The sequence below is a fragment of the Polaromonas sp. P1_G1 genome (assembly GCF_056405595.1).
The window spans coordinates 1-12,081 of sequence record NZ_JBFUBU010000065.1; the positions used below are offsets into that span (position 1 = coordinate 1).

Consider the following 12,081-nt stretch of genomic DNA (forward strand, 5'->3'; position numbering starts at 1 on the left):
CACCCAGAGTTGACGTCATGAGCGAGCTTCTCGACATCCTCGCCGCCGCCCCCTTCTGGATCGCGGTATTGCGCATCGCCACGCCTTTGATCCTCGGCACACTCGGCGTGCTGCTCTGCGAGCGTGCCGGCGTGCTCAACCTCGGCATCGAAGGCATCATGGTCGCCGGCGCCTTCAGCGGCTGGCTGGCCGTGTACGGCGGCGCGCCGCTGTGGGTCGGCGTGGGCGTGGCCGCGCTGACCGGCGCGGCCTTCGGCCTGCTGCACGCCTTCCTCACCGTGGGCCTGGCGCTGTCGCAGCACGTCGCCGGCCTGGGCATTACCCTGCTGGCCACCTCGCTCAGTTATTACGGCTACCGCGTGAGTTTCCCCAAGGTCGACACCCCGCCCACCGTGACACCGTTTGCACCCATGCACTGGCTGGATGGCACGGGTTTTGACGTGCTGGCCGCGCAAACCMCGCTCACCCTGCTGGCCCTGGCCCTGGTGCCGCTGGTCACCTGGCTGCTCTACCGCACGCCGGCCGGCCTGGCCATCCGCATGGTCGGCGAGAACCCGCAGGCCGCCGAAGGCCAGGGGGTCTCCGTCGCGGCCACACGCACGGCGGCCATCGTCGCCGGCTCGGCCCTGATGGGCGTGGCCGGCTCCTTCCTCACGCTGTCGGCCTTCAACGCCTTTTTCTTCAACATGGTCAACGGCCGCGGCTGGGTCTGCGTGGCGCTGGTGGTGTTCGCCTCGTGGCGGCCCGGCAAGGCGCTGCTGGGCGCGCTGCTGTTCGCGTTTTTTGACGCTTTGCAGCTGCGCCTGCAGACCGCCGGCCTGGTCAACGTGCCCTACCAGGTCTACCTGATGCTGCCCTACCTGCTGTCCATCCTCGCGCTGGTGCTGGTGGCGCGCAAGGCGGCGTATCCTCAGGCCTTGATGAAACCGTATCGCAAGGGTGAGCGCTGATGCGCAGCCGCCAACCGGAAAGCGTCGACCCGACTTTCCTCAATGAAAAAACCGCCCGCAAACAAGCCGAGCGCCAGCTGCTGCTGGACGCCCTGGGCGGCGGCCTTGAAGCCGCGAGCATCGAATGGGCGCCCGGCGGTGCCGCCGCCATCGCACCGGCCTTGCTGGCCAGCCCGCGCCTGCGGCTGCGCCCGTGGCAGGACGCCGACCGCGACCCGTTTGCCGCCATGACGGCCGATACCGAGGTCATGCGCCACTTTCCGGCGGTGCTCACGCGTGAGCAAAGCGACGCCTGGATAGATCGCATGAGCCGCAAGATCAACGAACGCGGCTGGGGACTCTGGGCCCTGGACTACCTGGCCGAAGGAGCGACGGCCCCGCAATTCGCCGGCTTCACCGGCCTTAACATTCCCGATCCGGAATTTCCCATCGGCCCTTGCGTGGAAGTGGGCTGGCGGCTCGCACCGCAGTTCTGGGGCCTGGGCCTGGCCACCGAGGCGGCACGCCTGGCCTTGCGCGCCGGCTTCGAGTCCCTGGGCCTGGAAGAGATCGTCGCGCTGACCACGCTGCGCAACACCCGCTCGCGCGCCGTCATGCAGCGCCTGGGCATGCAGGAAAGCCCTGCCGATGAATTCGACCACTGGGCCTACCCCCAGGGCAACCCAGACCGGCGATGCTGTATATACCGCCTGCCTCGCGCACGCTGGTCCGCGGACCCGCAAAATCGCAGTTGAAGGGCCCACGCCATGCCAGACCTCCCCGTCACCCACGCCTGGATGAAACCGTATCGAAAAGGTGAACGCTGATGACAAAGACCACCGCCCTACCAGGCGCGCTGCTGGCGGCCTTGCTGGCGCTGGGCTGCGCGAGTGCGCAGGCACTCGGTAGCAACTACAGCTACGACACCTTCAAGACACCCGACGCCGTCAGCTGGATACAGATGTGCGGGACGTGCGGCAAAGACAAGCAGGGGACCTATCGCGTTCTGCACGCCGACCAGTACGCACAATCCTTTCTGTATGTTCAGTGGATGACGCGCGACGCCAACGGCAGCCTGCATGCCGAGCACACGGCGGGGATTACGGAGATGAACAACGACCACTCGGAAATCACGCTCAGCGGCCTCAGCTGCCGCGCAACGCCGACCGGCATCGTGCTCACGGCGCGCGCCTCCTCAGGGCATGACGACAAGCTCCGCCGCATCACCATCGAAGTCGGTCCGGCCAACGGCCAGTACCGCTACCGCACTCAGCGCGCCCGCTGACACCCCACACAAGGCCCACTGCCATGCTCGACCTCCTGATCACCCACGCCACCCTGCCCGACGGCCGCAGCAATATGTCCATCGCCGTACAGAACGGCAAGATCACCGCCGTCCAGGCGGGCCTGCAGGCACCGGCCAAGGAGACGATAGACGCCGGCGGCTACCTGCTAAGCCCGCCCTTCGTAGACCCCCATTTCCACATGGACGCCACGCTGAGCTACGGCCTGCCGCGCGTCAATGAAAGCGGCACGCTGCTGGAAGGCATCGCGCTGTGGGGAGAACTCAAACCGCTGCTGACGGCCGAGGCCATCATCGAACGCGCCCTCGCCTACTGCGACTGGGCCGTCGCCAAAGGCCTGCTCGCCATACGCAGCCACGTCGACACCAGCGACGCCAGCCTGCTGGCCGTCGATGCGCTGCTGGAGGTGAAGAAACAGGTCGCACCCTATATCGACCTGCAGCTGGTCGCATTCCCGCAGGACGGCGTGCTGCGAACGCCAGGCGGCGTCGAGAACCTGATGCGCGCTCTAGCCAAAGGCGTGGACGTGGTCGGCGGCATCCCGCACTTTGAACGCACCATGGCCGACGGCGCCGCGAGCGTCAAGCTGCTCTGCGAGATCGCGGCCGAACGCGGCCTGCTGGTCGACATGCATTGCGACGAATCCGACGACCCGCTGTCGCGCCACATCGAAACCCTGGCGTACGAGGCCCAGCGCCTGGGCCTGCAAGGCCGCGCCAACGGCAGCCACTGCACCTCCATGCACAGCATGGACAACTACTACGTCTCCAAGCTGTTGCCCCTGATCGCCGAAAGCGGCGTCAGCGTCATCGCCAACCCTCTGATCAACATCACCCTGCAAGGCCGCCACGATACCTATCCCAAACGCCGCGGCATGACCCGCGTGCCCGAACTGATGGCCGCAGGCGTCAACGTCGCCTTCGGCCACGACTGCGTGATGGACCCCTGGTACGGCATGGGTAGCGCCGACATGCTGGAAGTCGCCCACATGGGCCTGCACGTGGCCCAGATGACCAGCCAGAAAGGCATACGCCAGTGCTTTGACGCGGTGACGGTCAATGCCGCCAGGGTCATGCACCTGCAGGGCTACGGACTGGACGTGGGCTGCGATGCGAGTTTTGTGCTGCTGCAGGCGCGTGACTCGGTGGAGGCGATCCGCTTGCGGGCGAACCGGCTCAAGGTGTGGAAGAAGGGGCAACTGCTGGCAGAGACCGTGGAAGTCAAAACCGGACTGCGGCTGCCTCAACGGCCTTCGAGCACAGATTTTCGGCAAGCGGGTCGAAGCGGTGAACCCTCTCCCGCATGACATCAATGAACTGGGACACCCCGCCGCCAGATGACAGAGAGCTGCCCACAATCATCGGCAAACTTGTCGTCAAGGCGCGAAGCCCTGGCGCGGATGAAAAGCGGAAAGCGGTCGAGGCCCTCTATGACCTGGCGTTCAAGGTGGGTCCCAAAGCTGCCGCGGCTATTCCGGTGTTAATCGAACGCCTGGGTGATGGCGATCCCAAAACGGCGGAAAGCGCGCTCTGGGCCCTTGCTTATTGCAAACCTCAGAGCATCGAGCCGCTCATTGACAGTCTTCTGGATATTGACCCAGAGGTGCGGCAACGCGCTGCATGGGCGATCGGCAATATCGGCGACGAAGCGCGCCCAGCAAGCGATTCACTTCGGCGCCTGCTGCAAGACCCCGTAGAAAACGTCCGCTCACGCGCAGCCTGGGCTTTAGGCCTCGTCCACGATTGCGACAGCCGAACCGTCGAATCCCTCTTTCAACTGGTGGAGTTCGGGATCACCTCGGATCGCCGTTCCGCGCTCCATGCCCTCGGGAATATCGGAAAACGCATGGATGAGCCCGCGCGCCTGCGCGGCTATCGCCCGCTCATCTTCTCCGCGCTGAATGATGCCGATGAGGATACGCGCTGGTCAGCGCTTTACCTCATCGAATCCCTGGGACTGCCGGCTCCAGACCATGCCGAAATCATGCTTGGCATATTGAAACAGGACCCCACCAAAAGAGTGTTGAACGCTGTCCTGTCACAGCTGGCACGTCTTGCCCCCCAGATAGATATGTCTGCTCATGCTGCATACCTTTGTCAATGGCTAAATCGGGATACCACTTCCGCGTCACAGGTCTGCGACATTTTGGGTTTGATCCGCCCCGCTCCGCTGGAAGCCATCGACGCCCTGGTGGCCGCACTGAATATTGACGAATGCGTTGTGCCCGCGTCGAAAGCCTTGTGGAAAATTGACCGGCGCGTCAACGAGTCGCTGCCCGCGCTTGCACGGGTCTTTGACGACTACGACGAGTCTGTTTGCGACGTGATCTGCGAGCTGGGTCCGGCGGCCGCGCCCCTCCTTCCCCGGCTCATCGAGGCAATGCAAGACGAAGACAACTGGGATCTCCAATGGGCCGCAACCGACGCACTGGGATCCATGGCCTCGGCGGATCCCCCGGTCATGGCGGCTTTGCTGGCAGCTCTCGGTCGTCCAAGCCCGGTTGTCCGGTCTGCGGCGAGCCGGGCACTGGCGCGTGTGGGTGTAGCCGCGATCCCACAGCTCCTCACACTTGTGCAGGCGCAGGACGACCCACGCGCGGGGTGGGCTGCTTTTTCATTGGGAGAAATGGGCCCCGCGGCCATTTCCGCCGCGCCGCAGTTGGTCGAAGGTTTGCAATCAGCCGGCGATGTGCTGTCGACTGCATGCGCGATCGCCCTGGCGCGGATAGCGGCTGACCCGCGGACCATCCCACACCTGGTTCGCATCATCGAAAGTACGGACACCAGGCATCCCCGCTCCGCGGCGGCAAACGCACTTGGCGGGCTCGGCCCCCTTGCCATCACAGCAGTGCCGGCCCTGGAACTTTTGCTGGGCGATGACGATCCGGATTGCAGCGTCGCCGCACAAGAAGCGCTGGATGCCATCAATGCAAAGACCCACTGATCCAACCGTGTCATGCGTGATCGGTCGCGGCGGGTTTTATGCATTCCCCCCAGGCTTCGCGCTGACGGGAATGCCTTCGGCCGGCTTTGCAAAAAAAACTGAGCGACGATTCGCGGCTCCCCCAGGAACAAGCCCTGCGACGGCCAAGGCTGCGGGGCACCCGCCCCTACTTGATCTCGTACCGAACCCCCGAACCGTTGGGCTCGGTGACCAGCCTGGGCACTTCGGGCGTCGCAAACGGGTTGGGTTTGTCGGGGACAAACTTGTAGCTCGGAATGTCCATGTCCGCGTTCCGGCGGAAAGGCTCCACAGGCGGCGATATCTGCAAGGGCCGGCTCGTCAGTACATGGATCTCCGCCTTTAGCCGGGCCTGCTCGCGCCGATAAGAAGGCTCGAAGGCATCGGTATGCATCACGGCCAGCTTTTTGACCAGGCAGTCCATGACAAAGGCATCAAACTTCTGGCCTAGCTCGCCCCGCCTGTGCGTTTCGGGATTCATGCGCGCCAGGTCCGAGGCATCCAGGCACAACTCAGCGTTGGGCCGTTTTTTGGCGAAGAAGGCGGCGTCGATGCGCGCCTGGGCCGGGTCGGCGTCCGCCTTGATACCTCGCGGCAAAGGCACCGTCGAAGTCAGCTTGTCCGATACAACCTTGGCCGGATCGGATTGCGGCACGGCGCCGTCCAGGCGCGGCGGGTTGAAGCTTTGATGGCTCGAGCCGATCGGCGCAGGGCTCCGGTCTTTGAGCACCGAGTTCAGCGCGTTCACACCCATCAGCAGAAAAAAAACAAGCACGAAGCCGGCGCCTACCGATGAGGCCTTTTTCTGCGGCGCGCTGGCCGGACCCTTCACCGTGCGGGACCGGCCGACCGACGCCAGCTTGCGCCGCCAGCCCGGTGTTTCCTTGTGCCACGCCTGCCATTGCGTCACCGTCGCGGGATTCGCAATGATGTGCAGCCAGTTCGGGAAATGGCTGAAAACCATTTCCGCGACCGGCAGGTGGGTAAAGAGATGCTTCAGCGTCAGCCGGTCGGGGCTGCGCGTACGGCGGATCACTTCTTTCTGCTCCTCGCGATACTGCCACTCCTGGGTGTCGAACAGCGCCATCTCCTCGATGGCCGCATCCACGATATGCCCGGCCCGGCCGAACTGGAGCAGGCGGCTGCGGTCGGCGTCCCAGCCAAAGACCTCCGTGGCCGGCGCGAACAGCAGTTCATGGCCCGGCCGCCAGCCTTCGGACAGTATCTGCGCCACGCCCCACTCAAAATACCGGCGCGCATCCACATTGATGAGGCGTTCATCATCCAGCAAGCGCACGAGCGCGTCTTCGGCGTCGTCGCCGTTTATCCAGGCCTGTACCTGGAGCTGCCCGATCAGCATTTCCAGTACTTCACGGCCCAGCACTTCAGGACTGGCCGGCTGCGCGGTGGTGGTTGGCCCGGGGAGTGGCGCATCTTCCGGCATGGCAACCGCTTGCGCATCGGCAGGCGCCGGGCCGGCCACGGGCGCCCGGCCCGCGTCCGCATGCTCGGCCTGTTCAGCCTGCCGGCTTTCCTCCTCAAGTTGCTTTTCAACCTTCTGCCGCTGCAGCCACCACAGCAACTGGTCGTAGGTCTCGCGCAACTCCTGGAAAGCGCCGGGCTGGGTTTCGGGGTCGATCTGCTTCAGTTCGCGCGCGTAGGCGCGGCGGACGTCACGCTCATCCGCGTCGGGACGCAGCTGCAGCCGCGCAAACAGGGCCGGCGCGTCCATCAGTCCGAGTCCTGCGTCGCATCCTGCGCGCTCACGTCAAAAAGCCTGTCGTCGCTTTCGATGTCGTCCAGCGCCTTCTGTAGGGCCTTGTGCACCGGCGCGATGCTGCGTTTGTCCTGAGTGGCCAGCGCCGCCTCAAAACCGACGATGCGGCCGGCCAGCCATTCACGCGCCTCGCCGCGCAACTGCTGGTAGATGCGCTCGGCACGCGCCAGCAGCGTGCGGTTGTCCATCTGGTCGCGCGGATGGATCTTCAGCCCGGCCAAGGCCTTGAGCCGGTCGGCAATCTCCCGCTCGGTCAGAAGGCCGGGATTGCCCTCGATCACCACGCTGAACTTGTCCTGGGTCTTGGGAATGGTCGCCTCCACCTGCAGCAGGCCGTTGACGTCATAGGTGAAGCGCACTTCCACCGCGCAATCCTCCAGCGGAAGCTGCGGCAGCCGGATCTCCAGGTCTCCCAGGTGAACGTTGTCGGCAACCATGCGCGACTCACCCTGGAAGATGTTCAGCGACACGGTCGACTGGTTTTCATTGGTGGGCACGTAGCTCTTGACCCGGCTGATGGGCACCGGGCTGTTGCGCTCGATGATGGGGTCGAAGTGCCCATGCGTCGACGCCGTGGCCGAGATGCGCTTGCTGATCGCGACACCCAGCGAATACGGCGACACGTCGGTCATCACAACCTCGTCCAGCGCGGCGTCCCTGGCCTTGAGCCCGGCCTGCACCGCCGCGCCAAGCGCAACGACTTCGTCCGGGTTGTGGTCTATCGCCGGGAAGCGGCCGAACAGGCTGGTCACCAGCTTGCGTACGAGGGGCATGCGCGTGGCGCCGCCCGCCAGCACGATGGCCTCCAGGTCGCCGCTGCGCAGATTGGCGTCGCGCAAGGCCCGCTCCACCGGTGCGCGCAAGCGCTTGAGCAGCGGCGCGCAAACCTCGGCCAGCGACGACTCATCCACGTCCATCTGGTATTCGCGCTCGCCGTCCAGCGCCATGTGCGTGGCGGACATGGTGGCCGTGGGCCGCAGGCTGAGCGCGCGCTTGGCCGCCTCCGCCTGGGCCTGCAGCCGCGACATGAAGCCGGCGTCGCGCCTGAGGCCGGCCGGCACGTCCTTGTGCTTGAAGAAATGGTCCACCAGCGCGGTGACGAAGTCCTCGCCGCCCAGGAAGTTGTCGCCCGCCGAAGCCCGTACCTCCATCACGCCCTCGAACATCTCCAGGATGGACACGTCGAAGGTCCCGCCGCCCAGGTCGAAAACCAGGAAGCGCGTCTCCGCGCCCAGCTGGTGGATGCCGTAGGCCAGCGCCGCGGCCGTGGGCTCATTGACAAGGCGGTCCACCTTGAGGCCGGCCATCTGGCCCGCGGCGCGTGTGGCCTTGCGCTGCGCATCGGAGAAATAGGCCGGCACGGTGATGATGGCCTCGGTCACCTCTTCGCCGAGCGCGGCTTCCGCGTCGGCCTTGAGCGACTTCAGCACCAGCGCCGACAGCTCCTCGGCGCGGAAAGCCTGCTGGCCCAGGTTCACGACCTTGTCGCTCCCCATGTAGCGCTTGAAGGTCCGCGCCGTCCGCTCGGGATGGGTCTGTGCGCGCTCCAGCGCCGCCTTGCCCACCAGCACCGAGCCGTCCTCATCGATGCTGACGCACGAGGGCGTGAGCACCTCGCCCAAGGCGTTGGGGATCAGCTCAGGCCGACCATTGCGCCACACCGCCACCAGGCTGTTCGTTGTTCCCAAATCGATGCCGACGATCATCTGCCCGCCCTCCTCCGGTTTTATAGGAAAGCATGGTAACCGAGTGTGTTGACAGCGGTGAGCGGCGGCTCAGCCGTCGCGGCCGGACGCCTCCAGGCCGCTGGCGAAAGCCGGCTCGGGAAGCCAGGGGGCATCACGCCAAAACTTGTGCCCGCAACTAGCGCGGGCTGCGAGGAAAAATTTTGGCGGCGTCCTGGATAGGCGCACCTGAAAGATCCGGCCTGATCACATACAGAAGCGCCGTGTCGTCGTCAAATTTCTCCCAGGCGTGAACACTTGCCCGCCCTGGAGCCGACATGTCGAGAAAACTCGCCGCACCGGACAGATCTACCTCGTGAAATCCTATATAGGTGATCGCTCCCGCGGTGACAGAAAATCGCATGGGTACTCGAAGCCTGGGGCGAGCCGACCAACTGACCGGTCCGCCGAGAAGATCAACACCATACCCGGAAGCTTCGTACTCGCCCGGAGGCAGCTTGTACCCTATCAACACCCGCCCCCCTTCATCGGTCCGTACAACGGCCTCGGCATCTCGCCAACCGCCTTTCGCCCCGGCTGCAACGGTATTCCCGAAATAGAGTTCCTTCATGGAAGGATTGGAAATTGACTTCACGAAAACGCCTATCCAGGGCGTCTTCAGCGATGGCGCTACCGCTTGACCCGTGGAGGTCCTGTAACCGAGAGATCCCACCAGGAGACCGTTCTCACCGCTCAGCAATTTCCGGTCTTTATAAAGCAGTTCTGATTGCGGAGCGCAAGCCGTTGCCAGCAGCACCACCCAAAAAGCCGCGAACAAAGTGAGGCATCGGTTGATCATTTCCATCCCTTATTGATTCTTCATTGAGTGCGGTACGGATCGCACATTGCCTATGCTAATGCACAGGCGGCGTGATCGGTGGCATGCCGGGATGTGTACGATGAACGCAAAAAACAAAGGCCGCCACGACCGAATCATGACTCCACAACAAGCTGCACAGCTATTGATCGCCGCACGAAACGACGGCCCCGCCGTGCCCTGGCGCGGTATCGTCCCCGCCGACCGCGCCGGCGCCTACGCGATTCAGGACGCGACACTCGCAGCCATAGGCCCCATCGCCGGCTGGAAGGTAGGCGCCAAAGGCCCGCACATCGAACCCCATTGCGCACCGCTGCCCGTCTCGGGTATACATGCTTCAGGTGTCACGCTCACAGGCCCTGCCTGGCGATGGCGCTGTGTCGAGGTCGAAATCGCCTTCCGGCTGGGCCGTGACCTGGACCCCAAGGGAAAATTGCTGGCACCCGCCGAACTGGCCCAAGCCTTTGATGCGGTGCTGCCAGTGATGGAGGTTGTGGAAAGCCGCCTGGCCGATGGGCATACCGCCGAACCGCTGGCCCAGCTGGCCGACCTGCAATGCCACGGCGCCCTGGTGCTGGGCAGCCCGTCGGCGCTGTTGCCTGCACATATTGAGTTGCGCACGCTTGAGGCGTCGCTGAGTTTTGGTGCGACCTCCGCCGCCCACACCCGCGGCGGCAATCCGGCGCAAGACGTCTGGCGCCTATTGGCATGGCTGGCGTTGCACTGCGCCGAACACGGCCAGCCGCTTAGTGCAGGCCAGATCGTGACCACCGGGTCGTGTACCGGCCTGCTGAACGCACCCATGGATGCGACCGTGCGCGGTCACATAGCGGGAGCCGGCGCGGTAGAGTTGCGTTTTAAATCCTAGGTGCAGGCCACCAGTAGAACCAGTAAAAAGTTACTCCATGAATTCACTTATTGCCCATGCCGAGCTCATCGCCACTTACCGGAGGGCGGAGGCAGAGGCGGCCTACAAATTCGGCTTGATCAAAACGGTCGCCGCAAAGGGCCCTAAGGCGATCCAGATGGCCATCGAGACCGCGGGAAAAGCCGCCAAACGCAGGGACGCTTACGCCAAAAAGCTCGCGGCGCTCAAGGTGGATCTCAAGGACTAGCGGCACCCTTTGCGGATAATCGGGATTTGGAAAGAAAGCCGATGAACCCCGAACCAGAAGAAGCGGAAGAAGCAGAAGAGCCGGAACCGATCGAGGAATACGTCCCCGGCGTCGCGAACGGCAGGCACTACATGGCCAGGCTGTGCCATCTCCCTGACGGTCCCTGGTACATCGATGTGGTGCATGTTGAATCGCTGCCGCCCCTGCACGACAGCGACGACAGGACCTGGCCCACGCGCGATGAGGCTGTCCAGGCGGCCAACAAGCTGGTGGCCGATCTGGCGCACTGACCTCCTCTTACCCCTTCCCCCGCTGGGGGAAGGCAGGGATGGGGGCCAACCGGCCTCCAACCCAAAGCCGCGGTGCCATCAAGCGCCGCGGGCCCCCATCCCAACCTTCCCCCAAAGGAGGAAGGAGCAGGAAAGAACCAGCCAAACGCCCGCGCGAATGTAACGCCCCGTCAATGCCCTTGCAGCCCAGGCAAGCAGCACCATCTGGATGCCAGCGGCCCGCCGGGCCTGCACCTTCACCCAAGGAGTTTTCATGTTCAAACGCCTGACTTTGCTCTGGGTCCTGGTACGCGGCGATGCACGGCGGCTGTGGACGGCCCTGCGCCACCCCGAAGCGCCCGCCTGGCTGAAATGGGGGACCGCGGCGATTGCGCTTTACCTGTTCTCACCGATTGATCTCATCCCCGACGTCCTGCCCGTCATCGGCATTGCCGACGACCTGGTACTGGTCCCCCTGGCGATCCGCTGGCTGTTGAACCGCCTGCCGCCCGGGATCGCCGATCCTGCGGCAAAACCCCAGGAATGAATGCCACCCCGCACGCTCCCCCTTGATGTCGACACGCCCCCTTTCACTGACGATTCCGCTCCCTTCCGGCGCAACCATTTCCGCGTCGCGCATGCGTCAATCCGGGCAGCGGTCGCTGAAGCGGCGCGGCATATGCCTGCGGGTGTACCGCTGTTTGCCGGCGGCAAGTCCTACGGCGGGCGCATGAGCACGCAGGCTCAGGCGGCTGAGCCCTTGCCCGGCGTGAAGGGCCTTGTGCTGGTGGGCTTTCCACTGCACCCGGCCGGCAAACCTTCCACCGAACGCGCCGCGCACCTGGTGGGCGTCAAACTGCCTATGCTCTTTCTGCAAGGCACGCGCGATGCCCTCGCCGACCTGGACCTGGTCACGCAGGCCACAGCCAAGCTCGGCAAAAAGGCCACCCTGCACATCGTGGATGGCGCCGACCACGCTTTTCATGTGCTGGTGCGTTCAGGCCGCACCGATGCGCAGGTGCGCGACGAACTGCTGGATGCTATGGCTGCTTGGATGACGACGCGCTAGCGTTGCAGCAGAGTCATCAACGCCCTGCCGTCCAGCAGAGCCGCTGTGCATCCCCGAGTTTTGGCGCGATATCCGCTGCCCACACACGCAACGGCAATCCGGCTCAGGGCGCCTGC

The 12,081-nt window shown here is 64.6% G+C and carries 13 protein-coding genes; 10 read left to right on the plus strand and 3 right to left on the minus strand.

Translation table 11 applies throughout. From position 1 onward, the window contains the following. The first annotated feature begins 17 nt into the window (after positions 1-17). The 5 genes from AC1D1Y_RS23785 to AC1D1Y_RS23805 all read left to right on the plus strand — a co-directional run bounded on the left by AC1D1Y_RS23785 (position 18) and on the right by AC1D1Y_RS23805 (position 5,176). Entirely contained in the window at positions 18-950 is a 933-nt protein-coding gene (locus AC1D1Y_RS23785; RefSeq protein WP_477684550.1) for an ABC transporter permease, read from the plus strand. Further along, the gene (locus tag AC1D1Y_RS23790) at positions 950-1,684 is read left to right on the plus strand and encodes a GNAT family N-acetyltransferase (RefSeq protein ID WP_477684513.1); all 735 of its coding nucleotides are present in this window, start codon (positions 950-952) and stop codon (positions 1,682-1,684) included. The genes AC1D1Y_RS23785 and AC1D1Y_RS23790 overlap by 1 nt, the downstream gene beginning before the upstream one ends. A 71-nt stretch (positions 1,685-1,755) precedes the next feature. Then, a complete protein-coding gene (locus AC1D1Y_RS23795) occupies positions 1,756-2,214 on the plus strand; it encodes a hypothetical protein (protein WP_477684514.1) in 459 nt (152 codons plus the stop codon). Positions 2,215-2,237: 23 nt separating this feature from the next. Continuing rightward, positions 2,238-3,539, plus strand: coding sequence for an amidohydrolase family protein (locus AC1D1Y_RS23800; protein ID WP_477684515.1), 1,302 nt, complete (start codon positions 2,238-2,240; stop codon positions 3,537-3,539). 5 nt (positions 3,540-3,544) lie between these two features. After that, positions 3,545-5,176: a HEAT repeat domain-containing protein gene (locus tag AC1D1Y_RS23805; protein WP_477684516.1), complete on the plus strand. Its 1,632-nt coding sequence runs from the start codon at positions 3,545-3,547 to the stop codon at positions 5,174-5,176. A 166-nt stretch (positions 5,177-5,342) separates the two neighbouring features. Here the strand turns inward: AC1D1Y_RS23805 and AC1D1Y_RS23810 are convergent, their stop codons facing one another. From AC1D1Y_RS23810 to AC1D1Y_RS23820, 3 genes are all read right to left on the minus strand, one after another. Continuing rightward, positions 5,343-6,926: a hypothetical protein gene (locus tag AC1D1Y_RS23810; protein ID WP_477684517.1), complete on the minus strand. Its 1,584-nt coding sequence runs from the start codon at positions 6,924-6,926 to the stop codon at positions 5,343-5,345. Continuing rightward, positions 6,926-8,677, minus strand: coding sequence for a molecular chaperone HscC (locus tag AC1D1Y_RS23815; RefSeq protein WP_477684518.1), 1,752 nt, complete (start codon positions 8,675-8,677; stop codon positions 6,926-6,928). The genes AC1D1Y_RS23810 and AC1D1Y_RS23815 overlap by 1 nt, the downstream gene beginning before the upstream one ends. 157 nt (positions 8,678-8,834) lie before the next feature. Further along, the gene (locus tag AC1D1Y_RS23820; RefSeq protein ID WP_477684519.1) at positions 8,835-9,500 is read right to left on the minus strand and encodes a hypothetical protein; all 666 of its coding nucleotides are present in this window, start codon (positions 9,498-9,500) and stop codon (positions 8,835-8,837) included. A gap of 130 nt (positions 9,501-9,630) precedes the next feature. On the opposite strand from AC1D1Y_RS23820, the gene AC1D1Y_RS23825 reads away from it, so the two are divergent. The 5 genes from AC1D1Y_RS23825 to AC1D1Y_RS23845 all read left to right on the plus strand — a co-directional run bounded on the left by AC1D1Y_RS23825 (position 9,631) and on the right by AC1D1Y_RS23845 (position 11,965). Further along, positions 9,631-10,380, plus strand: coding sequence for a 2-keto-4-pentenoate hydratase (locus AC1D1Y_RS23825; RefSeq protein WP_477684520.1), 750 nt, complete (start codon positions 9,631-9,633; stop codon positions 10,378-10,380). Between the two features lie 37 nt (positions 10,381-10,417). After that, entirely contained in the window at positions 10,418-10,627 is a 210-nt protein-coding gene (locus tag AC1D1Y_RS23830) for a hypothetical protein (protein ID WP_477684521.1), read from the plus strand. A gap of 41 nt (positions 10,628-10,668) precedes the next feature. Beyond that, on the plus strand, positions 10,669-10,917 hold the full coding sequence (locus tag AC1D1Y_RS23835) for a hypothetical protein (RefSeq protein WP_477684522.1): 249 nt from the start codon (positions 10,669-10,671) through the stop codon (positions 10,915-10,917). A gap of 253 nt (positions 10,918-11,170) precedes the next feature. Next, on the plus strand, positions 11,171-11,443 hold the full coding sequence (locus AC1D1Y_RS23840) for a YkvA family protein (RefSeq protein WP_477684523.1): 273 nt from the start codon (positions 11,171-11,173) through the stop codon (positions 11,441-11,443). Continuing rightward, positions 11,444-11,965, plus strand: a complete 522-nt coding sequence (locus AC1D1Y_RS23845) for an alpha/beta hydrolase family protein (protein ID WP_477684524.1) — start codon at positions 11,444-11,446, stop codon at positions 11,963-11,965. The last annotated feature ends 116 nt before the right edge of the window (positions 11,966-12,081 follow it).